Origin of the sequence: Nostoc piscinale CENA21 (assembly GCF_001298445.1) — a bacterium.
In the GTDB taxonomy this organism is placed as follows: Bacteria; Cyanobacteriota; Cyanobacteriia; order Cyanobacteriales; family Nostocaceae; genus Nostoc_B; species Nostoc_B piscinale_A.
In genome coordinates this window covers 2496370-2521413 of record NZ_CP012036.1, presented here as the reverse complement: position 1 = coordinate 2521413, position 25044 = coordinate 2496370, and the positions used below count along the sequence as shown (strand labels likewise).

The following is a 25044-nucleotide window of genomic DNA, read 5'->3' as shown; positions in this document are numbered from 1 at the left end:
TTCTTACCTTACACCCCTGTGTTTTTCAATTAACCATTCACAATATATTGCGAATCGATAGCTGCTACACGTCCAGCATCGACCAAAGCTTGATAAACCATCACCGCTACCTCTGCCCTTGTGGCATCGCGGGTGGGGTTGAGTTGCTTCAAGTTGGGATAATTGACGATAATTCTTTTATCTATTGCTTTGGCTATCTCATCTTTGGCATAGTCAGGAATTTTGGCTTGATCATCGAAAATTTTGATAGCGTTGGCAACATTACTAGCTGTACCTAGCCCTAGCCCATTCACGAGAGAAACCAGAACTTGCACACGCTGGATATTTTGGTTAGGGCGGAATGTATTATCTGGGAAACCAGAAAGAAATTGACCTTGATAGGCTTGCTGAATGACTTTAGCTGCCCAGAAGTTAGCTGCCACATCTTTAAATTGTGTTGCTGCCCGTTTTGAGGATGGTGCAAACGCTTTGACAATTAATGCTGCATATTGCGCCCTGGTCATGGTTGCATTTGGTCTAAAGGTGCGGTCTGGGAAACCGTTAACTATGCCTTGTCTGACTAATTCTCGAATAAAGGCTGCTGCCCAATGATTAGCAATATCGGTTAAGTCGATAGGTGCGGGTGTGGGCGTAGGTGTAGGTTTTGGTGTGGGTGTGGGCGTTGGTACAGGTACAGGGGTTGGTGTGGGTGTTGGTTCTGGGTCTGGTTCTATTTCCGGTTCTGGGTCTGGGGTGGGTGTCGGTATTGGTATTGGTATTGGTATTGGTAAGGGTACGGGTACAGGTGTAGGTTTTGGTGTGGGTGTGGGGGTCGGTACTGGTGTGGGCGTGGGTATGGGAGTAGGAGTAGGCGTAGGGGTCGGTACTGGTACTGGTGTGGGTGTTGGTACGGGAATAGGTGTAGGGGTAGGGGTTGGTACTGGTGTTGGTGTGGGAATTGGAGTACTAGCAAACTCGATATTACCGCTGACTTTGCTGGGGTCAATTTGATTACCAACGGAAATTAGTTTATTGGAACTGGCATTTTGTAAGTCGAATTTACCATTATTGCGGAAAATATTGCCACCGGAACTGGAAGTACTGCCTAAGTCTGGTAGGGCGGCAGCAATTACAGTTAGACCATCATCGGTATTATTTTCACTAATATTGTTACGTAATACGGGGCGGGCGCTACCAGAAACAACGATACCGGAGCGATTTTCGGTAAATTTGTTATTTAATAGTGTGGGCGAGGCTGTATCACTAATCGCTATACCAAAACCTGTTTTAATGCAGGTGTTATCTTGAATTTGACCTTTGGAATTTTTAGCGATCGCAATTCCATTGGCTGCATTCTCTGTAAATACATTACCCTGAACTACTGGGTTCGCATCACCAGTGGCAAATACTCCCTCACGCTTACAATTTTTGAAGGTGCAATTGGCAATGGTCGGAGTTGTTGATTCTGACCAAATACCACTACCGCGAGAAGCTGGGTTGGTCACAGTTACTCCCCGCAGTTCCGACCCATCCAACATCACAAAGGTGACGTTTTGACCCGCAAAAGTCCGACTAAGATAGTTACCACTACCTTCAATTAAAATATTGCTGCCTTTGTTGGCTTCGTTACCAATGACTTTGACACCAAATGGAATCGTTAAGGGAAACACTTCTCCACTAGTAACGCTGTAATTTCCATCCGTGAGTTGAATAATGGTATCAGGTGTGGCAATCTTGAGAGCTTGGGTAATGGTTTTAAATGGCGCTTGCTGGCTACCAGGGTTAGTACTATTGCCAGTTAAAGGATTTACGTAAAATTTTTGAGGCATATTTATACCGCTAAAACATAGTCATACTATTAGCTCTAACTGGAAAAATGGCTAGTTATTGCTAAAATTTGCAACATTGACTACCAAATTTAACGAGTAAATTCCTGAAATTCCAACATAGACAGACTTACGCACAAAGATTTTCTGTAGAGATTGGGTGTAAGGGTGAAAGGGTGTGGGGTGTAAGGGTTTTATTTACATCTTGCACCTAGCAACGGAAGTCGCAGTTCATCTTGCACACAGATAAAACCCCTTCGGGTTCGGGGGTGACGCTCCTGCGTCGCTAACGCAATCGACGGGAACCGCCAAGACTACGACCCCCTCACCGCCTTCGCGGGTTCAAAACCATTGATTTTAAGTTAGTCCGCGTTCAGCTTTGTTGTTGCCGCAGGCTAGGCGGACTAAGTTTTTATAGCCACAAATTCCATAAGCCATAATTTATGGCTCATTAATTCGTCTGATGGTTAAGTGAATGGCATCTTAAGATTTTGTTTACGAATCAGCTCTTACACCAAAACTGTGCAGAACTTTCAGGTTTGATTTAGGCAGATTTAGAAACAGCAGGATAGCCAATAGGATTAGCAGATGTTTGAATAGCTTCTATAGCGATCGCAAATAACTTAGTTTTAGTAACAGATAATACTAAACATTATCAAAAAATCCAAGCATTAGGATACGCTTTAGTAATCGATAATTGGCGAGGATGAGTTTTTCTTTGATTGATAGTCTATTCAACAAAGTGGGATGCTTCCTAACTTCATACTCCATACTTCATATTTGTATGAGTATAAATCAGGAGCAAATTCCTGTTATGCAGCGTCATATTCAGTAAATCTCACTAAAGTTTAGGTTTCACTCGATGTCCAACAGTCTTAGGGGTAAGCTGCCACTTTTACTGACATTTTGCTTATTTACTAGCTTGTTACCTGTATCTGGTTCTATATTATGTCCAGCGATCGCTAATAACAAATATATTGCTGATCGAGATTATGGCAGAGAGGGGAGTGTGGGGACAAGTGGGCGATCGGGTAGAGATGGCCGCGACGGTCAAAATCAAATTATTTTTGTCGATGGTTCAGCAGTCAACCTCGACTTATCAGGTCAAGATGGCGAAGATGGGGAAGATGGCGGATATGGTTATCGCCCTGACTGCGGTTATCAACCAGAGAAGGGAAATCGTGATATTCACGCAGCCAATGGCGGTGCTGGTGGCGATGGTGGTAAAGGCGGAAATGGCGGAAATGGCGGTTCTCTCACAGCTTACTACACTAATTTAGCCGACTTACACAAAATTCTGGTGCGTGCAACCCCAGGTGAAGGTGGACGTGGTGGACGTGGTGGTAATGGGGCGACTGGTTGCAATTGTCGCAGGCGCAGTTGGGAAGTGGAAACCTGCAAAGGTACTCCTGGTAGTTCTGATTACAAATGTACTAAAAAGCGTTACCGATGTTACGACGGGCGGAATGGAAGCAACGGTAGTGACGGTAGTGACGGTAGTACTGGGCGCTTGGGAGTGTTGAGTATTGTGAATAGTAAAGAACCCTTAGCGGCTGACACTCCTAGCATCAAGTTGTCAATTACCGAACTCGCTGGTAAACAATTCCCACTCTCAAAAAATAAATGGAATCTGCGTACAGGTGCAGCTTTATTACTTGCGCCTGGTTCTATCATCGCTGATGAGTACCGCGAATTTGACCAGCGTTTAGAAGAGTCGTTTCAGTTGGTTTGGCAGGAAAAACAACCGAGTCAAAGTTTTAGCAATCAAGCTGTCACAGTCACTTTAAATGATAGTAAACAAGTAGAAGTGACTTTTCATGAAGATTTGTGGGTTGATGGTAACAGTCAAAGTGAGAATAATTTGACAACTTATACTGTGAATCACGCAGTTCTCAAACAAGACGTGACTCGGTTAGCAGTAGCCGAATTTGCAGGTGCGGGAGAAAACCTCAACTTAAAAATCGTTGATTTAGCAGCAAAATCTGATGTGCTGCAAACTAAATTTCGCGTGAAATTCCGGGCGCGAGATAACTCTGGCGGTTTCTCTGATTATCAAACTGTTTATACAGGTGATGTTCCGCCTGAATTTGTCACCCGTGACTATAATCGTTTTACTTTGGCATTAGGCAAGTTAAAAATACCAGAAAATGCCCTAAGTCCTGGTACCAATGTTGATATTGAAGTGACAGCAACACGTTCATTAGGCGAACGTTCTACCAAGCAAACTATTAACTGGCAAAGTGTAATTCGGCAGCCTAGATAAAAGTTTAACTAGATTTTTTACTTTCAGAAATCATTTGTGCCAGTAGAGAACCCATGAAATCTAAAAATTGATCTAATAAAGTGCCGATAATACCAATGTAGAGTAATACCTGAATCATGCTATTGGTATTACCTGCTTTGTACGCTTCCCAGAGAAGAAAACCCAATCCTCTAGGGCCAATTAACATTTCAATCGCAATTACTGTAAACCACGCTACCCAAATGCCAACTTTCAAGGAGTGAAATACATGAAATATGGCAGCGCGAAAGTTATTATTTTGTCTGCGAAAATGTTGTAAACCGATAGCCACATTAATGATAATTGCCCAAAATGTGGCAAGAAATATCACCATTACTGATGCTGGTTCACTGTCTTGAAATAAGATGAGGGCAATTGGCAGTACGGCTAAAGGCGGAATGCTATGTGGTATCTGAAATATCCTTCTGAAAATCTGATAAACTGTAACATTTATGCCAATGAAGTATCCAATAAAACTGCCGAAAACAGCAGCCGGAATATAACCTACAAACAGTTTTTGTAAGCTGGCTAAAAAGTCTAAAAATAAAGTCTGTTCCATGCCTCAGTTTTTATTTGGAACGTCTATATATTACTGCGGCAATCAATAAAAAACAGTCAACGGATAACCCAGGGGAATGAAAAGAAGTCAGACTTTAATCACAATTTGATATGTCTGAAACATTGATATAGCAATAAAAGAGACAAGGAGGACAAGGGAGACAAGGTAGAGATGTTGGTGATTTTTTTGATAGGAATTACCCAAATGTTAATTTACTAGAGAATAAATTTAGACTCCTAAAAATAAATAAAATCTCAATAATTCGTGAAGAACAAGATCCCCGACTTCTTAAAGAAGTCGGGGATCTGAATTTTAACTAATTTTTACAGAATTTCAACAGTAAATCATCGAGTCATGATGTCTCAAAGATTAATAGACAACTGACGCTTGTGCCATCTCTGGAACTGGTGCATGATCATCTGCTGATTGATTAACTCGATTGAGCCATCTTTCGGCTTTGGAGTAGTTATCTTTCTGTACTTGTTTGATGGCTTGTTTGTAGTTGAGGGTTACGCCCCAAACATCAGAGACGAAGCGTTTTTTCCTGTTTCATGTTGTCGAAAAACTGGATAGCTTCTAAAAGTGATAAACCACCTTCAGTATTAGCGATCGCTAACATGACTTCATAAACATCATCGGCCATTTTGGCATCGCCGCAAACATAATAATGGCATTTTGGATGACTCAGCAGTTGCCAGATTTCTTTGGGTTTGCGCTGCATTAAATGTTGGACGTATACTTTTTCACCGCCTTGGCGAGAAAATGCCACATTTAATTCCGACAGCACGCCCTGACTGTACCATGTCTGCAATTGCTCTTGATAAAGGAAGTCATCGTGATTGCGACAACCAAAGTATAAAGTCGCATCTGCGAGGGGTTGTCCTTGCCGTGCCAAGGCTTCTCTGTATTGCAAGAAGCCAATTAAAGGTGAAACTCCTGTACCAGGCCCGACCATCAGCATCATCGCTTCTGGGTCACTGGGTGGACGGAAACTAGAGGTACGCACATCAATTCGCACTTTAGTTCCTGGTTGCAGTCCTGCGAGGTAATTAGAACATAGTCCCTGACGGACTTTGCCTGCATCGGTGGTAATTTGCAACACCCCGACGGTGATTTGAATTTGTTGGGGATGCAATAACGGACAGGAGGAAATGGAGTATAGACGTGGTTTTTGTTTTGGTAACAATTCCAGTAAGGCGGCGAGGGTAATGTTCGCGCCCGGAAATTCATCGAATAAATCAGCCACGCTCATGTAATTGTCGGTGATGTTTTTGGTGAGCGTAATGCTGTCGGGATGGTCTTCACCTTGGCGGAGAATTTCTAACCAAGTTTCCAGGCGTTGTTTTTCTGTGTGGTTGGAGGTGGCGGAATGTAAATATGCTAATAAATCATTGAATGGTTCCCGCAAAGCTAAATCTAATTCTTCCGAGAAGACATGACCAACTGTTGTGGGTATGGCGATGGGTGGTTGATCTTCGGTTTCCTGACCATCGGCGGTGATATAACTGGCACTAAAGTAGGTGTCGGGTGTCAGATTCAGGCGATCGCAAATTCGCTGTACTAATTCTGGGGGATTATTAGGATATACCGCTACATGATCACCTGTTTCATATTTCAGGTGAGTGTTAGCAATATCAAAACTAATAAATCGCGTCGAACGACTACCGGGAATAACTTCTTGCAGCAATTCTTGATTGGCAATTACAGGTACTTCTATCCCTCGTTCGCCACTCACCGCCACAGCTAAGTTATCTGCGGTGCTACTAGTGAGGAATTTTACCTGTAATTGGGGTGCGTTGATGGTCGTCCCATCAGCCGCAGTTGCATCTTCACCCAAGACGCGGCTAATTAATCTCAGCCATTGTTTGAAGGTATCAGCTTGGCCTTTGATTTCGTCGGCTTTATGCAAAGGCACAATACAGTTAGCACCGGAACGCGCCAAGGCTTTATCCACCGCAATTCCCGCCGCACAGAAATGTTCATAAACCGTGCTACCCAGTCCCAAGACAGAATAATTCAAAGTCATCAATGAACCAGGGGGTTGCTTTCTCAACCAGTGCAAGAATTGTTTACCGTTTCCTGGCATTTCCCCATTCCCAAAGGTGGAAGTGACAATCAACACCAGTTTTTCGGAACTTAAATGAGTTTTGTCGTACTCATCCAGCGCCATCACTTTCGGACGGTAACGATTTAATTGCCGTGCTGCTGTCCGGGCAAAACCTTCGGCGGTGCCGGTTTCTGAGGCGTACAAAATCAAAATCCGGTCTTCTTTGTTGTCGTCTTCTTCCAGAGATGTGGTGAATTTTTCTAAGTCAATGCCATCTTCAACTGCCCAGCGATCGGCGGCATGGTGATAAGCTGGTTCTAAATAAAAGTCCCGTGTTTGGTGATGCCATACTGGACAAACACTCCCGCCAGCAGGGGGTAGCACCCAACCCCATTCTGATGGGCATTCTCTACCAGCTTTCTTTTCGCGCAAATCATGGGTGAGGTATTGGCGTGAGGCAGATTGGTGGTCTACCATTGTCACCTTAGCTTTTTGGAAAGAATGCAGGATGGCGATATTCAATTCTAAGGCGACGCGATCGCGCCATAAGGTATGCTCGGAACTGGTATCTAATTTCAGTACTTGGGCGATGTCTTCGAGTTTGTTGTAACGCCCTTCTTCTAAGAAGTCGCGCATCAGTTCTGTACCCATATACCAGCCATTAAAGGGTACACAAGCATAGCTAATGCCACCAATATCCATACGGAAATTACTGATAGCTGGAATCGCATACCAACGCAACCCCAAAGATTTGAACTCGGCAATGGTGGGATGTTCAATATCGATTTCTAAAATTTCCTCTTTCGGAAATTCATATAGCTTCGGCTCCATTCCCGGCACTTCAATGACTATCGGTAAAATATCGTAGGGTGTGCGCGGTTCGGGGGGTTGCCAACCTAATTTAATGATGGTGTTGGTTAAATCTAAGTTAGCGCGATCGCCCATCACGCTACCATCTGGTTGTTCATAGGCAGCGTAACGTAATAATTGTGAATTCCACAGTCGCGGCCCCCAGCGTTCTTTGGGGAGTTTGGGACGAAATGCGGTCATAATCACTTGAACATTACCGCCATTGGTTCCTAAGCGCAAATGTTCGACTAATTCTTTGAACATTTCATCAGGGTCGGTCACATGGCGACAATCACGCACCACCATGTTATTCCACTGAATCCGACCAATACATTTAGACGCATTCCGCCAAGCTAACTGTGCGCCATAAGCCAATTCTTCGTAGGTATGATTATAAGTACGGGTAGCTTTGATTTCAGCTTGAATTTCTGCCCAACGTCGCGCTTGATGTTCTGGTTCCCAACCTTGTTCACTAGCAATTACTTCTAGAAATTGCTTGGCTTTTTTCAGTAACCGCTCTTCATTCAGCTTGGGCAGTTTCATCACATTGGTGACGCGATTAAACAATGTCTGCCATGCCCGCCGTAATTCTGGGGTAAAATTCGGCACATATTTTTCAAACAAGACAAACATCGTGTCAGAAATGGCAGGATAAGCACAAGATGGCACACCGACACTGCCGTGAATTTGTCCTAATAATCGTAGTTCTAGCAACAGTTCATCCGTGCTTTCACTCCGCAAGCAACGCATGAGAAAGTCTAAAGATTGGAACAGGTGCAGCGATAAATAATCAATATCGGCTCTGCCGAAAATTGGCAACACAAAGGGATATTTTTCAAATAAGGTTTGATAAAATACCATCCCCATTTCTTGTTTGTTTTGGCTAAATACCTGCCAAGTATCTGCCATTTCCTTGAGTAATTCTGGTGGTAAGGCATCTTCGTAGTAACGCACTGCCTCTACCATCGGCACAATAATATTAGTATTGAAAAATTTGTAAAGCGCAGAGTTAAAACCTTTCGCTAAATCTTGGCGGTCGTATTCTTCTAGGTAAGGAATTGAAGGTAACATCCACATCCACACTTGTCGCGCTTTTACCCAGTGGTGGGGACGCATCCCAATATCCGCAAATAAAGCCCCGTAGTCTTCGACGGTATCGAAGTCATCGCCTGTTTCGTAAGGTACACCTGTCAGGGGTTCGGAAATGATATTTTGGGTGTGGGGCTGGAGTTGGTGAATACAGTAGTCAAATAACTCATAAAAGTAATCTGTCATACTGTCGATCGCTTCCCCAAAAATATGTTCTAATTCTGGTTCTTCTAACAACAGCCGCTTTAAGAACTTTTCCATTTGCAGTTCTTTCCAAGCCCGCAGTTTATTCCAGACATCTTTGACAATTACTTCTTCTTGGGATGTCAGGGGAATAGGTTCAGGAATTTCAACTTCTTTGTCGGTGGTTGCAGTTGGTTTGAGTTGAAAACGTGAATGAATTGGCTGATTCGCTAACAGTTTGATTGTGTTGCTACCTGCTTCACCAACAGTCTGGGTGATTCTGGCTTTGAGGGTTAAATGAGGTGCGAGACTCCAGGTAGTGATCGGAAATTCTAGTTCAATGGAGTTGTGTCCATGCAGAAAATCCTGGGCTGCAAAGGTAACTGTCCCCGCATCTTGCCAAGGTTGGGTCATATCGCCTTGACGGTAACACAGTGTAAGAGCGATCGCGCAGTCTTTATAATTAGTGAAATTCACTAACCAGCTTGGCTGCATCCGCGAAAACAAATCTTTGGATAATATTTCTTGTCCTTGCTCAGAGAGAATTTGTACACGACATTTATACTTAAAATCTCTACCTGCGGGAAAATCGGCGGCAGATATTTCTGTTAAATGAATGAGTTGTTGAGTGTAATCCATGTTTAAAAATTACTGGGATAAATAGTTAAGCTTAACTTACACACTGAAATCACAAATCAACAGTTTGGCAAGGGCGTAGAGATTAAGAGTGTGCTTAGGTGAATGATCATCACACCCCAACACCCTGATAGCACTGGCCTCAACCGACCAACTTTGTGTGTAAGTTTTATTTGGTTACAAACTGCTCTTGATCAAGCCCGTTCGGATCTGTAACAGAGAAAAGAAGGATACAAGCCCTTTAATTCATGAATGGAGAAAAATCAAATATTTGAAACCAGATGGCAAAACCACTCAGTTTCAATACATCTTTATCCTTTTAAGTATGAAGATTTCCCTGTTCCTTTTGAAACAGTCAGAAAAGCCAAATTTTACAAATATAGAATTCAGGAGTCAGCCAACGAGAAATCAGAAGAGATTAGAGTTTGCTCAATCAGTTGTGTAGAAAACCTCTGAGTAATTGACTCTGATTCGATGACTCTTATTTCTGGATACCTTTTCAACAGGTATTTACACATATATACTTACTCATATTTCTTTAAATGTGCATTAACTAAGTTGAAAGTTACGTGCTAGATGATACTAGAACTAGCATTATACAATTTTTAAGTGTAAATCACTACAAACTTGTCGTTAAATGTTACTTTTTATGGTCATTAACTCAAAAGTTCCCCTTGTAGGATGGTAACTGCTTGACCAGAAAGGAGGACGCGATCGCCACCATCGTAATACAACTTGACTACTCCACCGCGATGGGATGCTTGATAAGCCAAGAAAGTATTTTTACCCAAGCGATCGCGCCAAAACGGGGCTAAACAGCAATGGGCAGAGCCTGTCACCGGGTCTTCATCAACACCAATTGCTGGCGCAAAAAACCGAGACACAAAATCATATTCTGAGCCTGGATGAGCTTTACTAGTAACGATTACTCCATGTACAGGCAATGTTTTCAAAAGTTGAAAATTCGGCTGCATTTGTCGTACTACATCTTCCGTGGATACTTCTACGAGATAACCGAGAGAATTTTCGTAAACGGCTTGATAATTTACACCTAAAACTGTACTGAGTTCCGGTGGTGCGGTTGCCACTTGTGAGTGATTAGCGGGAAAATCCAGTTCAATCCATTCATTTTGGCGCTTGGCAATCAATAACCCACTTTTGGTATGAAATCTCGCCACCTCATCACTAGCTAAATGTCCTTGCGACCACAACACATGGGCGCTGGCTAAAGTTGCATGACCACAAAGCGGCACTTCTACCGTTGGCGTAAACCACCGCAGATTAAAGCCATCATCCTGTTTTACCAAAAAAGCCGTTTCCGACAAATTCATTTCCTGTGCTACCTGCTGCATCCAGCCAGTGTCTTTTGGTGCAGGCAAAACACAAACAGCCGCAGGATTCCCCGCAAAAGGTTTATCGGTAAAAGCATCAACCTGAGTAATGATTTGTCCCATGAACTTACTCTAGAATATGAAAGCAATATATATCTACGAGAGTACATTAAAGATTTACGCAACTTCTCTGCGCCACTTTGCGTTTGAAATTATGCAAATTCACCATATCTCCCACACCCTCAGCGATACTTTACGCCACAGACGGCAAAAACTAGCTCAATTAATTGATTTCCCGGTAATTCTCTGGTCAGGAAGCAGCAGCCCCCGCAACTTTAGAGCTAATACCTATCCATTCCGCGCCAGCAGCCATTTCTTGTATTTTGCCGGCTTACCTTTACACAACGCTGCCATTCGTCTAGAAGCCGGCAAATTAGAATTATTCATTGATGATCCCGAACCCGGTAGCGCCTTATGGCATGGTGAAATGCCCAAACGCGAAGAAATTGCCGCCAAAATTGGTGCAGATACGGCTAGAACCTTATCTGAGTTGAAACACCGTGGTCATGGTGCAGCCTCAATTCCTGTGCAGAATTATCGTACCAGCCTTGTGCAGTCCCAAATTCTGCACAGAGAGATTTCTTCACCTTATGATTTGGAGGGGTTAGATTTAGAGTTAGCCAAAGCAATTGTCAGTTTACGCCTCACCCACGATGGGGAAGCCTTAGCAGAATTACGTCAAGCGGCGGCTGTAAGTGTGGCTGCACACAAAGCCGGTATGGTAGCCACCCCAAAAGCAAAACAAGAAGCAGAAGTGCGGGCGGCAATGGAAGGGGTAATTATTGCCCAAAATATGACCACTTCTTACAACAGTATTGTGACTGTTCACGGTGAAGTTTTGCATAATGAGGCATATCACCACCCATTGCAACCCGGTGATTTACTGTTGGCTGATGTGGGTGCAGAAACAGAAATGGGGTGGGCGGCTGATATTACCCGGACTTGGCCTGTGTCTGGTAAATTTTCCCCCACGCAACGAGATATATATAATGTTGTTTTAGCGGCTCATGATGCTTGCATTGCCACAATTCGCCCTGGTGTAGAATATCGAGATATTCATTTATTAGCTGCAACCGTGATTGCGGAAGGGTTAGTTGATTTAGGCATTTTCCAAGGCAACCCCCAAGATTTAGTCGAATTAGATGCCCATGCGTTGTTTTTTCCACATGGAATTGGGCATTTACTGGGTTTAGATGTGCATGACATGGAAGACTTGGGAGATTTAGCCGGATATGAAGATGATAGAACCAGGAGCGATCGCTTTGGCTTAAGTTACCTGCGTCTTAATCGTCCCCTAAGTCCGGGAATGCTAGTCACAATTGAGCCAGGATTTTATCAAGTCCCAGCAATTTTAAATGATCCCCAAAATCGTGCTAAATATCAAAACATAATCAATTGGGAGCGTTTATCACAATTTGCCGATGTCCGGGGTATCCGCATCGAAGATGATGTTTTAGTTACCACCAATGGCAGTGAAATTTTAACAGCCGCTTTACCAAATGATGCTGATACCATAGAAGCTTTAGTAAACAACCTTGATGAAGAGGCTGGAGGCTAGGAATAAAGAAATATCCCATCTTCTGGGGACAAGGGAGATAGATTTTATATTCCGCTACCTATGATATTAAAAGGCCATTTAAGTATGTTGTGTTACGGCTCTGCAAGGATTTCAGAACTTAAGAGTATGAAAATTAGCCAAAAAATATCATTTTTCTTGGTGTGTTCAGAGTTGCTATACATATTCTAGAAATCCACTCAGATCACTCTATGATTTTAGAATGTAAAAAATAAATATATTTGAAAATATTGTGGTATTATTTCATGTCTTTTTCTGTGAAGTTAGGACTAAAGTAATAAGGCAATTTCCCTCTCTAGACACAGATTTTTAGAATCACGCTGATTAAAATTAAGTTAATAATTTTTAATTTTTTACTTCAAATTATATTCATATAATATAATTATTAATTACAGCAATTTAATTGATATCTATAAATATCCATATCTTGATACCAGATAGAAAACTAGAAATTTGTATCTCATCATTGATATTTATAGAACTTAGATGATTTATATTTAACTTTTTTATTTAGTTCAAAAATCAATATACATTATTTATTTATTAAATTAATTTGATTATGAGCCAAAAAACCAATAATAAAAATCCACATATTCTTGTCTGTGATGATTGTCATATCACTTGTTTTTTAGTAGAAACAATTTTAGAAACAAATGATTATCAAGTTACTACCGTCTTGCGTGGAGAAGAAGCATTGCAAAAAATAGCATCTCAAACATTTGATTTGCTTTTACTAGATGTCACAATGCCAGGAATGGATGGTTATGAAGTAGCCTATCGCATCCAACAAAATCGCAGTTGCAAGTGTTTACCAATTTTGTTACTCAGTGGCTACGAAGAAGACACCATCAAAAAAAAAGTGCCAAGCCAAAGTAGCAGGTATTATCCGCAAGCCAGTTGACATGAATGTCTTGATAACCGTTGTGCAACAAGCCTTACAATTATGTACTTGTTAGCAAATTAGGGTTGCTTAACCCAGCTTTGCCAAACCGCCAAAATCATAATTTACACACAAAATACGGTTTACCACCCTAAACCTAGTAGGTATCGAGTTGCTCAACTCGGAGTGAAAACTACTAAGCTGGTAGATAGCACGTTAAAACTCTACCGGAAATTCTGCATCGCTCTCAGCGACAATTCCGGCTTCCTCATTGGCTAACTACTTGTAATTCAGATATGTTTGATGCACTAGCAGACCGTTTAGAATCCGCCTGGAAAAAACTTCGGGGTCAAGATAAAATCTCGCAATCCAATATTCAAGAGGCTTTGCGAGAAGTCCGCCGCGCCTTATTAGAAGCAGATGTCAACCTCCAGGTAGTCAAAGATTTTATTAGCGAAGTTGAAGCCAAGGCGCAGGGAGCCGAGGTAATTTCTGGCGTGCGCCCAGACCAGCAGTTCATCAAAATTGTTTACGATGAATTGGTACAGGTGATGGGGGAAGAAAATGTTCCCCTGGTGGAAGTTGAACAAAAGCCGACAATTGTATTAATGGCTGGTTTACAAGGTACTGGTAAAACCACAGCCACAGCCAAGTTAGCGTTACATCTACGGAAATTAGAGCGCAGCTGTTTGTTAGTCGCTACAGACGTATATCGCCCCGCCGCAATTGATCAGTTGATCACCTTGGGTAAGCAAATTGACGTACCAGTGTTTGATATGGGCAGTGATGCTGACCCAGTAGAAATTGCTCGCCAAGGTGTAGAACGAGCCAAAGCCGAAGGTGTCAACACAGTCATCATTGATACTGCGGGTCGTCTGCAAATCGATGAAGACATGATGGCGGAGTTAGCGCGGATTAAAGAAACAGTCCAACCCCACGAAACTTTGTTGGTGGTGGACTCTATGACTGGTCAAGAAGCTGCCAATCTCACCCGCACCTTCCATGAGCAAATCGGCATTACTGGGGCAATTCTTACCAAGTTAGATGGTGATAGCCGTGGTGGTGCAGCGTTATCAGTCCGCCAAATTTCCGGCGCACCCATCAAATTTGTCGGTGTTGGGGAAAAAGTCGAAGCCCTACAACCTTTTTACCCAGACCGGATGGCATCGCGGATTTTAGGGATGGGCGATGTTTTGACTTTGGTAGAAAAAGCCCAAGAAGAAATTGACTTGGCAGATGCCGAGAAAATGCAGGAGAAAATTTTGTCGGCGAAGTTTGACTTTACCGACTTTCTCAAACAACTGCGTTTGTTGAAAAATATGGGGTCGCTGGGAGGAATCATGAAGCTGATTCCTGGTATGGGTAAGCTATCTGATGATCAACTCAAGCAGGGCGAAACTCAGCTAAAACGCTGCGAAGCGATGATTAATTCTATGACCAAACAAGAACGCCAAGACCCGGATTTATTGGCAAGTTCTCCCAGCCGTAGACGACGGGTGGCCAAGGGTTCTGGTTACAAAGAAGCTGATGTGAGTAAGCTGGTATCAGACTTCCAAAAAATGCGATCGCTCATGCAACAAATGGGTAAAGGTAACTTCCCCGGTATGCCCGGTATGCCGGGAATGTTCGGCGGCGGTGGTATGGGCAACGCCTACGCAGGGGGTCGTCCCGCCGCCCCCGGATGGCGCGGTTACAATAGCGGCGGTGGCACGAAAAAGAAAAAACCCAAGGATAAGAAGAAAAAAGGCTTTGGGAATCTATAGAAGAGGGGACAAGGGGGATAGGGGGGACAAGGAGGACAAGGGAGACAAGGGAAGAGAACAGGGAACAGTTTTTCATCCCCTACACCCACCCACTCCCAACTCCCCATTCCCAACTTAATAGCCGCAAACACTAATCAAGTGTTAAAATAAGCATTTCAGCATGGGAAGTAATCAACCAAGGCACTTTCGCCAAGTTACTTCCTAAATTTATCAGCTGCAAAAATACATACAAACAGGAGAACGATTCTTCAACATGATCAAACTGCGCTTGAAGCGATACGGAAAAAAGCGGGAAGCGAGCTACCGTATTGTCGCCATGAATAGCCTTTCTCGCCGCGATGGTCGTCCTTTAGAAGAACTGGGCTTTTACAACCCCAGAACCGATGAAGTTAGACTAGATGTTCCCGGCATCGTCAAGCGACTACAACAAGGCGCACAGCCCACTGACACAGTACGTCGCATCCTAGTAAAAGCTAATGTTCTTGAACAGGTCAGTGCAAAACCCGCATCATAACCTCAATACGCCATCTTTCGCAGCTAATCCTAACTATGTCGGACTAGTGCGATTTTTGATGCAGCCGTTTTTAGAATCTCCAAAGACCTTAAGCGTTGATTGTGAAATTTCTCACACCCTGAAAAAAGCTTGGATTCGCATTGCCTTTGACAGTGCAGATAAAGGCAAAGTATTTGGCCGAGGCGGACGCAATATTCAGGCGATTCGGACAGTAGTTGCTGCTGCGGCAGAACTGGCTGGACAGTCTGTATATCTAGATATCTATGGCAGCACTGCTATGGGGCGAGATGGTATGTCTTTTGAGGAAGACCGCGAAGAGCGACCGCCACTGCCAAAAACTAGGGAAAGACGTGGAAACAACGGGCCTAGTAGACCAGTTGCTAAACCTCGTTTCCGCTAGGTTTAAACTATAAAGAAAGGAAGATGAGGGAGAAAAGTATGAAGTGTGAAGGATGAAGTCTGAAACTTAATTCTTCTGCCTTGTGCCTCCTCTCATTGACCTGATTTCTAAATGCTATTTTTGAATGCAACTTCTAAATATCTCTGTCAGGGGGTGAAATTAGGGAGTGGCTGAAGTCCGTCTAGGTGAAAATGAAACAATTGACTCGGCACTAAGACGTTTTAAAAAGAAAATTCAAAGAGCCGGGATATTATCTGAGGTTAAACGTCGGGAAAGATACGAAAAACCCAGTCTGCGCCGGAAGCGTAAAGCAGAAGCAGCACGTAAAGGCGTTCGCTATTAAGCGATTAACCGCAGTCAATGGTGAAATTTGAGGTAAGCAAGTTTATTAACTTCAACCTCATCAAAGTAGAGATGCGATCGCGTCTCTACTTTACTAGACAATATCTCAAACATAAATAGCGCAGCGATGCAAAAGCGCAAAACTAGAAAATAATGTAAAAATATTAATTAAAAACTGTAATCAAAAATCTAAAGAAATAATAGACCGTTGTTAAAAATAAATCCTCACACATTTAAGAAATAACTATGGCAGATGCTTTAAAGATTCAGCTGCCTAATATTCCGAGTGCGATCGCTCTTGCAGGTGATGGTGAAGAAAATCTCAAAATCCTGTCTCGGCAAACAGGCGCGGTGTTAGTGCTACGGGGACAGGAACTACAAATTACTGGTACAGATGCCCAAATTAATTTAGCATCAAGATTAGTGCGATCGCTTGAAGACCTGTGGATTAAAGGCAATACGATTTCCAGTGCCGATATTTTAACAGCTCGTCAAGCCTTAGATAGCGATCGTGAAGACGAACTCCAAGAATTACGTCGAGATGTCCTTGCTAGAACTCGCCGTGGTGAAGAAGTCCGCGCTAAAACATTTCGTCAACGACAGTACATTGAAACCATCCGCAAACGAGACATTACCTTCTGCACCGGGCCTGCTGGTACAGGTAAAACCTATCTCGCTGTTGTGGTTGCTGTGCAAGCACTCCTCGCCAACCAAGTAGAAAAGTTGATTTTAACTCGTCCAGCCGTCGAAGCAGGTGAAAGATTAGGCTTTTTACCGGGAGACTTACAGCAAAAAATTAATCCTTATCTCCGTCCACTTTACGATGCCATTTACGAATTCATTGATGCCGAAAAAGTCCCCAATTTAATAGAACGCGGCATTATTGAAGTTGCGCCACTCGCATATATGCGCGGACGTACCCTAAATCATGCTTTCATAATAGTGGATGAAGCTCAAAATACCACACCCGCACAAATCAAAATGGTTTTGACGCGGTTGGGTTTTCGTTCCCGGATGGTGATTACAGGCGATACAACACAAACAGATTTGCCGCATAATCAACAATCAGGTCTATCAGTTGCTTTAGACATTTTAAAACACGTCGAAGGCATTGGTTTTTGCGAATTTACCCAAAAAGATGTAGTGCGTCATCCCCTAGTTCAGCGAATTGTCGCTGCTTATGAAAAATACGAAAAATAGTCAATGGTCAAACATTACCAAATGACCAATGACAAATAACTAAGGACAATTAATTATGAGTGCAAATTTAAAAGAATTTTTAGAAGCTTGTGAAAATTTAGGAACTTTGCGTTTAATTGTTACCAGCAGTGCGGCTGTATTAGAAGCACGCGGCAAAATCGAAAAATTATTTTATGCTGAATTACCTAAAGGTAAATATGCCAATATGCACACAGAAGGCTTTGAATTTCATTTAAATATGGACAAAATTACCCAGGTGAAATTTGAAACAGGAGAAGCAAAAAGAGGTAACTTTACAACTTACGCCATCCGGTTTTTAGATGATAAACAAGAACCTGCTTTAAGCTTATTTCTGCAATGGGGTAAACCAGGAGAATATGAACCCGGTCAAGTAGAAGCTTGGCAGGATTTAAAAGAGAAATATGGCGAAATTTGGCAGCCTTTACCAGTAGAGATATAAGTTATTTGTCATGTGTGTTAGGTTGGGTGGAGCGGCAGCAAAACCCAACATCAATCTTGATGTAATAAAATTATGACTTACGCAAAACATCTCTCTAACTCTCATGTCTCCGTGAACTCCCGAAGTTTGCTCAACGCGGGGAACCCGCGCACACAACTTCTCTCTGCGCCTCTGTGGTTCATTCTTCCGTAGCCTGTGCGTAAGTCCTGATAATATTTAATTAATTACAAATTATAATGAAGGCAATTTGCAGTTTTTGCTTAATTGTTTTGTTTTTGCTGGGATGGAGCGAAAATGCAATAGCTGGTGAATTATCTGAACGTTTAGAGAACTTTCCTCAGTGGGAAAAATTAACTTCTGTACAGCAAGCTAACGGCGATTTAGCTTATCCAGAATGGATGGCTGGTACTTGGAAAGTTACAAGTACATTAGTAGATTTATCAGCACCCTTAGCACCAGATATTGTGACTCCTGGTTTTGAAAGTAACCGTCAACAACTGAATCAATCTGTAGGTTTTATTGTCAGATTTATTAAAACAAAACCATCAATAAAAACTGGCGTAAAATTTATTCCACAAATCAATAATTTACAAACAATTTTAGTAGCAGATAGAGCCTTTAATAGTTTAAATTTAGCTAAAGCTTATTTGGGTGAAGAGGCAGTGTTATCTGTCAAAGTTGACCCCGATTCGCCTAATCGCCAAATTACATTGTTACGCGGAGAACGGCAATTAATCTCTATTGTCACAGCACGCGCTACAGAAAGTATTTCTGAGCATAAATACATCACTGCGGAAGTATTTCAACAACTATTTAAAGGTGGTTCTCGCCCTTATTTTAATTCTGTAGAATCTACAACTGCTTATTATAAATTAGCCACAAATAATCCTACAATTGAGGCCGATCAAGTTACTGCTGTCTATCTTTCTCCTCAAGATCCAGATTATTTTCGAGCGGGTTCTCGACCTGTTGCACTTTATCGCTATCGCTTGGAATTTTTTCCGGTCGAAATGCCTCATCCTCCAGAAGAATGATTTGCTAAATTAGCTCTTGACTATTTTGTAACACGCATGTAGTATATTGTTCCAAGCTCACGATCGCACTCTTGGACAGAATAGATCATGGCAACATTTCGAGATATTCTCAACTATTATCGTCCCCACTGGAAACTGAGCCTTTTCAGTATTACTGCATCGAGCATTTACGAAATTATTGATTTGGTTGTCCCGTATGCGATTGGGCAGATTTTAAACGTTTTGTCTAACCAACCGTTAGATAAACCTTTACAAAGTGCGATCGCATCTATTTCTGAAATTAGTAATTACCCAGTTGGGAAAACATTATCTTTGGTAGTTTTACTCGGTTTAATTTTTATCGTAACTGTAGTGCGATCGCCTACACAACCTTGGTTAACTCATTGGTTTCATTGGGATATCGCCTTAAGGTTGCGTCGTGCTAAAAGTCAAACAGCCATAGAAAAAAATTCTCACTCTCCCTTTGGAATTTTATGATGTAAATAATCCTGGGCGCATTGCCGGCAGAATAGCTAGAGGTATTTCAAACCACACTTGGACTTATCCAGAAATTGCCGGACAGTTGATTCCCAAACTATTACGTGTGTTGGGAATTTTTGTGTTTATCTTGTTAATTGAGTGGCGAATTGCGCTGTTATATCTGATTTCTTTTGTAGTTATCCTCGGTTTTAGTTTAAAGGATTTGCAAAAACTGATCTGGCATGAAAGCCGTTTAGATAGATACGCAGAAGATACAGAAAGTCGTACATCAGAAATCGTCACAAATATCAAAACAGTCAAGGCATTTGCTACAGAAAGCCAAGAACTTAAACGCCAAAATCTGCGTTTGCAACGTGAACTCACAGTAATCGATTATCGTATCCACAAAGGTTATGTGAAACTGGCTACTTGGCAGAGAAGTGTTATTCAATTTTGTGTGTTTATGATTTTGGGTTTAACTTTAGCAGCCACCGTCGATGGTCGAATTTCTCTTGGTCATTTTGTTATGACTTTAACTCTTTCTAGCATGGCTTATGCTGAACTAGAACCAATTAGTACCTTAGCAGAAGTTTTTGCACGGCGCTATTCTTCAATGTTGCGGTTTCACGAATTTTTGCAAGAACCAACTGGGTCAGATGCAGCGAGTTTATTAAACACAGAAACCGAGACAGAATCACCCTATACATTTACAGGTAAATTAGAGTTTTCACAAGTGAGTTTTGGATATGATGCCAATCGTAAAGTATTACAAGACATCAACTTATTGATTGAACCTTACCAAACAGTCGCCTTAGTTGGGCGTTCTGGTTCTGGTAAATCAACTTTGGTGAAACTACTATTGCGGTATTTTGAACCTCAAGATGGTCAAATTTTAATTGATGGGCAAGATATTCGTACCTTGGATGTAGGTAACTATAGACGCAGATTAGCGATCGTTCACCAAGAAGTAGACGTTTTTAACGGCACAATTTTGGACAACCTTACCTACGGTAGACCAAACGCCACCTTGGAAGAGGTGCAAGAAGCCTGTAAGATTGCCAGAGTTGATGAGGTACTACAGACCTTACCCCAAGGCTATTACACCGTTGTGGGGGAACGTGGCGTAAGGCTATCTGGCGGACAAAGACAGCGCCTCGGAATTGCGAGAGCATTGTTAGTGAAACCAGATGTGCTGATTTTTGACGAAGCTACCTCTAGCTTAGATTATGAGTCAGAACGTTCCATTCAATTAGCAATGCGATCAATTCAAGGGACTTGTACCACAATTGTGATTGCTCACCGTTTGAGTACAGTCCGCGAAGCCGACAAGATTGTAGTGTTAGAAAAAGGCCGAATTGCCGAAGTTGGTAGCCACGAAGAATTGCTGCGTCATGAAGGTATTTACCAACGCTTACACTCTCTCCAAGAAACTGGGGAACTTTTGAGTTAATCTCTAGTTGCAGTCAAAGATAGTGATCTAGGGTGGGTATGATTATCCTCACCCTACACACATCTCTAGAAACTGACTAAAAATTTTGCTTACTCCCCTTGCAGTTATTAAAATCTACTGCTAAGATAATAAATCGTGGGACATGCGGGTCGGTGTCCGAGTGGTTAATGGAGACGGACTGTAAATCCGTTGGTTTACGCCTACGCTGGTTCAAATCCAGCCCGGCCCACCTTCTCAAAATAAAATTATGAGTTATAATGACTGAGTATTCAGTAGAGTTAACAGCATTATAGCTCATAGCTCCAAAGATAAGTTATGCCCGTGTGGCTCAGTGGTAGAGCACACCCTTGGTAAGGGTGAGGTCACGAGTTCAATCCTCGTCACGGGCTTTTTATAATCATTGATAAATCAACAATTTCAGCAGGTTGCATAAATTGGCTGTACTCTATCAGTATCTCCTTACACCACTGTAGTTGCATAGAAGTTGCATAACATTATTACTTATCAGATAAAGTCTAAACATAAGTTATTCCTATTAATAAAATAGGATGCTGTGGCTTTATCACTCATCAGGACATTAATCACGCCATATCAGCCTGTAACTCCTCCGTTTTGAGTTTCAGGTATAAAACTGCAATAGCTTTGCATAGCGAGTTACAGAGGCTTACAGAGGCAAGTATCGATTCCTGACAGATAATCGCGTCAATGTATTACTTAAATATATGCAAATATGCTGTGACGCATGAAGTGTCTGGAAAGAATATGAATTGCAGTATTAAATATCAATAAACTGCAATAACTGATATATCAACATACAATATAAATTCATTCAATTAATAAATCTATAAATCTATCAATGTATATGTAAATATATTAATAGTATAATATTATCTTCTTTATATAAAAGAAATGAATAAAGTTAGAAAAACAATTGCGGCACTTTGAATATAATTTTAATAATATTAAATTTACTATATATAATATCTCTCAGGAAAATTAATGGATGAAATAACTATTGATCACAGGTTATGGTAAACACATTAGGTATCGAAATACAACATTTAGCAAAAAGTTTAATTAAATAATAAAACATATAGCAGTTACTTGTTTATGTATATACAGATATTAAGTAAAGGGACGTAACATTGTCACACTTACAGGGAATTTGAAACCTTTTTTATCTCGTATTTGATAGTAATTTCTATTGAGTCGTTTAACTATCCAATGCTTACTCTTTTGTTCCCCATTTTTTGTAGTAGTAACTAACCATACTGGCTCATCTAATTGATAATTATACTTTGGTAAATGATGCTGTCTCAAATCTTGCGCTTCACTCATAGCTATTCCCTTGCTGTTGTGGTTAGCTTTAGCTTTATCACGTAACTCGATAAACTTTTGTTCATCTAGGTTTTGAATGACTCCTACAACCTCATAGCGTGTCATTCCTAATTTACACATTAGATACTCAGCTATAATATTAGATAACTCTACAGTCTCTTTATCTCCTAACTTAGTAAATTGTTTGATTGTTTTATTGATAGTCCTCAAAAGTGTTTTGATGTTGTGCTTTGCTTTTGTTAATTTGTCGTGATCCTCAGCCACTAACTCATTAGACTTAAGCTTATGCTCGACTTCTCTGGCATTGTTACTTATCATCTTTCTAGATGCAATTTTACATAACTGATATAACCAGTGATACTCCGGCAAAACTTCACCATTGACTTTGTATTTTGTGAGCATATTGACATGAATCAATGGTTGTTTGCCGATAAATACACGTTTAGCTAAGATGCGATCGCCTACTGTCACGGTATTATTGCTTGTTTGTATACCGTTGTATTGTTGTATAGTAGCTAATGACAATACACGTCTCTTATTCATCTCCTTTGCTATACTTTCGTATCTTGGTTGAGTAGCAATCCATTCCCATACATCAAATTGTTCTACCGATAGAGTGCCAATTGTTAGTAACTTGGTGCGATCTTGTATCATGTTTAAGTTTTGTACTTGACCAACACTCTGACCAGCTAACACAGTAATACCGTTTTTAGTACTAGTCTCATTCTCAAATAATCTAGTGTAACCTTTACCTAACTTGTACAATACAAGCTTTTCTTGTTCTAAACAAAGTTGTAATGTCATCTTAGGACAATTCGCATTATATAGGTAATCACCGTTTTGCAGTGTCACTTGGAATGGGAAACTCCAATTATCAATTAAACCTGATTTAAATGTATTAACTACTGTTTTTACTTGTTCGATTTTTGCTAACTGTTGTTCACTTTTTAATTCCTGTGTTTTACATAGGTCTGGATACCCTTCTTTAAAACTTACTGTTAATGATGTAGTAGATTGAGCATTTAATGATTTAAGTAAATGCTGATATGTTACAGGAATAGACTTGAGAGCATTCTGTAACTGCATACAGTTAGGTAGTAAATTAGCACTCTCGATTATTGACTCCCACCACTGAGTTTCGGTAAATGGCTTGACTTGTAATGTTTCTTCAATCGATTTTGCACTATTTTCTTCATACGTAGCTTTCACCCATAATTTACTAACTACTAACCATACTGGTGCTAGTTGGTTTAGTCTCACATATTGACTAGCGTTGTCTATCCAGTACGGTAACGCTAATAAACTAACAACTTCGTAATGGAAATTAAACGTGGTTTCCTCACCGTCTACCTGGCTAGAGAATACCATCTTGTCCTCTAACGGAAGATTATTAAATGTAGGTTTGAGTATACCTATACCCGCTTCGATGCTCATTACTTCCAGCTTATTATTAATTAATTCACCTTTGCGACTTCTAACACTATGGAAGTAAATAGTTACCTTAAACGGTTTAGTGCTAGTAACTTCTAGCGTATATCTCATTACTTGATCGAGTGTCTTACCACCATAACAGTTAAATGGTATAGGTAGTTGAATAGGAGATTCAATAGGCTTAGTTAAACTTTTGTTTTTATAAATTTTGATAATATTGGGTTGTGTTTTATTATTGCTATTGTTAATTTCAAGCTTATGAAATGCTGATATCCAAGGATTGAGTAGAATAATTTTCGCTGTATATTGGCATATTTCATCTATATGTTTTGTTAGAAAAATTTGCTCAAATAGCTTATGTTGTTCATGTTTATATAATTTATATATACTGTAATATAGTAGGTGGCGCAGATGAAAATTATATTTTGCGTTTGCACATAAATAGTTCATTACTTCCAAAGCTATCTGCTGTTGAAGTCTAATGTGTTTATTTGTTGTTTTGGCTGGATGAGTAATATACTTATCCTCAACTAGCTGCCGATTTTTTATGAAATATTCAATACAATTATCAATAATTTTATTAATTGTTGGATTATTATCATTTTTGATTGAATTAAACCAGTAACTAAAACTTATGTCATCAACAAGTTTTTCTTTGCCAATGTATAACATACTCAAAATATGCTGTTGAATTATCTTTAGTCTTTGCCCTCTATCTTCGATAATCTTACTTGTATCTATAGCGTTTTCATCAGATGATACTCTTAGACTGCATGGCTTTACTTTTCTAGAGTTAGTAGCATGAAAGTGAGCAAAATAAGGTTTGATAAAATTACCATTTCTTAGATAAACTTCCTGTTTACACTCAGGACAAAGTAAATATAAATCGAAATAGGAATTAAAATCACATTGCTCTGGATAAACTCTTTCACCTGGTTTATATATTGAGATTGCGTATTCCATATCCAATCGATGCTTGTAATACCCTCACTATTATGAGAATAACTATGAATATGGAAAAATTACTATAGTAAAGTTACCTATTATACTTTTTTCTACTTATACATATATTTATCTTGTAACTGATGTAACTAAGATGCAAATGCGTAGATTTATAATAATCGCTGAAATTATTGCGGCGAATAGGTTTTACGTTAATGTGTAACTGTAACTGATGTAACTAACTTTTGTAAAACTTTTCTTAAATGTGGCTGAATCAAGACTCAATACAAATATTAATGAGAAAGTTTTTAAATTATTGGTTACATGGTTACACAGTTTTAATTAAGCTGAAACTCTTATAAAATAAGAGCCTCAGCCTGTAACTAATATGTAAATGAATTATTAGCTGGTTACT

The 25044-nt window shown here is 40.7% G+C and carries 15 protein-coding genes, 2 tRNA genes and 1 pseudogene; 13 read left to right on the top strand and 5 right to left on the bottom strand.

All coding sequences use genetic code 11. The features are described 5' to 3' along the window. Positions 1-29: 29 nt before the first annotated feature. Positions 30-1808: a DUF1565 domain-containing protein gene (locus tag ACX27_RS11100; protein ID WP_062292079.1), complete on the bottom strand. Its 1779-nt coding sequence runs from the start codon at positions 1806-1808 to the stop codon at positions 30-32. Positions 1809-2667: 859 nt separating this feature from the next. Here ACX27_RS11100 and ACX27_RS11095 point away from each other — a divergent pair. Then, positions 2668-4068, top strand: coding sequence for a hypothetical protein (locus tag ACX27_RS11095; protein WP_062292077.1), 1401 nt, complete (start codon positions 2668-2670; stop codon positions 4066-4068). A 4-nt stretch (positions 4069-4072) separates the two neighbouring features. On the opposite strand, the gene ACX27_RS11090 is transcribed toward ACX27_RS11095, so the two are convergent. From ACX27_RS11090 to ACX27_RS11075, 3 genes are all read right to left on the bottom strand, one after another. Continuing rightward, on the bottom strand, positions 4073-4645 hold the full coding sequence (locus ACX27_RS11090) for an ABC transporter permease (RefSeq protein ID WP_062292074.1): 573 nt from the start codon (positions 4643-4645) through the stop codon (positions 4073-4075). A gap of 523 nt (positions 4646-5168) precedes the next feature. After that, positions 5169-9452 (bottom strand): nitric oxide synthase oxygenase, encoded by a 4284-nt coding sequence (locus tag ACX27_RS11085; protein ID WP_200929938.1) that lies wholly within the window; start codon positions 9450-9452, stop codon positions 5169-5171. 653 nt (positions 9453-10105) lie between these two features. After that, positions 10106-10903 (bottom strand): PhzF family phenazine biosynthesis protein, encoded by a 798-nt coding sequence (locus tag ACX27_RS11075; protein ID WP_062292069.1) that lies wholly within the window; start codon positions 10901-10903, stop codon positions 10106-10108. A gap of 91 nt (positions 10904-10994) precedes the next feature. Here ACX27_RS11075 and ACX27_RS11070 point away from each other — a divergent pair, with 91 nt between their 5' ends. From ACX27_RS11070 to ACX27_RS11015, 12 genes and pseudogenes are all read left to right on the top strand, one after another. Then, positions 10995-12398, top strand: coding sequence for an aminopeptidase P family protein (locus tag ACX27_RS11070; RefSeq protein ID WP_062292066.1), 1404 nt, complete (start codon positions 10995-10997; stop codon positions 12396-12398). A gap of 577 nt (positions 12399-12975) precedes the next feature. Continuing rightward, the gene (locus tag ACX27_RS11065; protein ID WP_062292063.1) at positions 12976-13317 is read left to right on the top strand and encodes a response regulator; all 342 of its coding nucleotides are present in this window, start codon (positions 12976-12978) and stop codon (positions 13315-13317) included. Positions 13318-13592: 275 nt separating this feature from the next. Further along, positions 13593-15059: a signal recognition particle protein gene (gene ffh / locus ACX27_RS11060; protein ID WP_062292060.1), complete on the top strand. Its 1467-nt coding sequence runs from the start codon at positions 13593-13595 to the stop codon at positions 15057-15059. A gap of 253 nt (positions 15060-15312) precedes the next feature. Beyond that, positions 15313-15573 (top strand): 30S ribosomal protein S16, encoded by a 261-nt coding sequence (gene rpsP / locus ACX27_RS11055; protein ID WP_062292058.1) that lies wholly within the window; start codon positions 15313-15315, stop codon positions 15571-15573. Then, the gene (locus ACX27_RS11050) at positions 15536-15973 is read left to right on the top strand and encodes a KH domain-containing protein (protein ID WP_062292055.1); all 438 of its coding nucleotides are present in this window, start codon (positions 15536-15538) and stop codon (positions 15971-15973) included. The genes rpsP and ACX27_RS11050 overlap by 38 nt, the downstream gene beginning before the upstream one ends. A 166-nt stretch (positions 15974-16139) precedes the next feature. After that, positions 16140-16316, top strand: a complete 177-nt coding sequence (rpsU, locus tag ACX27_RS11045) for a 30S ribosomal protein S21 (protein ID WP_062292053.1) — start codon at positions 16140-16142, stop codon at positions 16314-16316. Between the two features lie 245 nt (positions 16317-16561). After that, positions 16562-17515 (top strand): PhoH family protein, encoded by a 954-nt coding sequence (locus tag ACX27_RS11040; RefSeq protein ID WP_062292051.1) that lies wholly within the window; start codon positions 16562-16564, stop codon positions 17513-17515. A gap of 55 nt (positions 17516-17570) precedes the next feature. Beyond that, complete coding sequence (locus tag ACX27_RS11035) at positions 17571-17975, top strand: ChuX/HutX family heme-like substrate-binding protein (RefSeq protein WP_062292049.1); 405 nt, start codon at positions 17571-17573, stop codon at positions 17973-17975. Positions 17976-18211: 236 nt separating this feature from the next. After that, positions 18212-19009 (top strand): DUF6816 family protein, encoded by a 798-nt coding sequence (locus tag ACX27_RS11030; protein ID WP_062292046.1) that lies wholly within the window; start codon positions 18212-18214, stop codon positions 19007-19009. Between the two features lie 87 nt (positions 19010-19096). Continuing rightward, positions 19097-20918: pseudogene (locus ACX27_RS11025) on the top strand (ABC transporter ATP-binding protein). Between the two features lie 146 nt (positions 20919-21064). Further along, positions 21065-21147 (top strand) — tRNA-Tyr (locus tag ACX27_RS11020). 88 nt (positions 21148-21235) lie between these two features. Beyond that, a tRNA-Thr gene (locus ACX27_RS11015) sits at positions 21236-21307 on the top strand. Between the two features lie 736 nt (positions 21308-22043). Here ACX27_RS11015 and ACX27_RS32845 read toward each other — a convergent pair. Next, the gene (locus tag ACX27_RS32845; RefSeq protein ID WP_200929937.1) at positions 22044-24650 is read right to left on the bottom strand and encodes a competence protein CoiA family protein; all 2607 of its coding nucleotides are present in this window, start codon (positions 24648-24650) and stop codon (positions 22044-22046) included. Positions 24651-25044: the final 394 nt, after the last annotated feature.

Coding starts and splice junctions, on each gene's coding strand:
- ACX27_RS11100 (WP_062292079.1), bottom strand. CDS start 1,808: ATGCCTCAAAAATTTTACGTAAATCCTTTAACTGGCAATAGTACTAAC.
- ACX27_RS11095 (WP_062292077.1), top strand. CDS start 2,668: ATGTCCAACAGTCTTAGGGGTAAGCTGCCACTTTTACTGACATTTTGC.
- ACX27_RS11090 (WP_062292074.1), bottom strand. CDS start 4,645: ATGGAACAGACTTTATTTTTAGACTTTTTAGCCAGCTTACAAAAACTG.
- ACX27_RS11085 (WP_200929938.1), bottom strand. CDS start 9,452: ATGGATTACACTCAACAACTCATTCATTTAACAGAAATATCTGCCGCC.
- ACX27_RS11075 (WP_062292069.1), bottom strand. CDS start 10,903: ATGGGACAAATCATTACTCAGGTTGATGCTTTTACCGATAAACCTTTT.
- ACX27_RS11070 (WP_062292066.1), top strand. CDS start 10,995: ATGCAAATTCACCATATCTCCCACACCCTCAGCGATACTTTACGCCAC.
- ACX27_RS11065 (WP_062292063.1), top strand. CDS start 12,976: ATGAGCCAAAAAACCAATAATAAAAATCCACATATTCTTGTCTGTGAT.
- ffh (WP_062292060.1), top strand. CDS start 13,593: ATGTTTGATGCACTAGCAGACCGTTTAGAATCCGCCTGGAAAAAACTT.
- rpsP (WP_062292058.1), top strand. CDS start 15,313: ATGATCAAACTGCGCTTGAAGCGATACGGAAAAAAGCGGGAAGCGAGC.
- ACX27_RS11050 (WP_062292055.1), top strand. CDS start 15,536: ATGTTCTTGAACAGGTCAGTGCAAAACCCGCATCATAACCTCAATACG.
- ACX27_RS11040 (WP_062292051.1), top strand. CDS start 16,562: ATGGCAGATGCTTTAAAGATTCAGCTGCCTAATATTCCGAGTGCGATC.
- ACX27_RS11035 (WP_062292049.1), top strand. CDS start 17,571: ATGAGTGCAAATTTAAAAGAATTTTTAGAAGCTTGTGAAAATTTAGGA.
- ACX27_RS11030 (WP_062292046.1), top strand. CDS start 18,212: ATGAAGGCAATTTGCAGTTTTTGCTTAATTGTTTTGTTTTTGCTGGGA.
- ACX27_RS32845 (WP_200929937.1), bottom strand. CDS start 24,650: ATGGAATACGCAATCTCAATATATAAACCAGGTGAAAGAGTTTATCCA.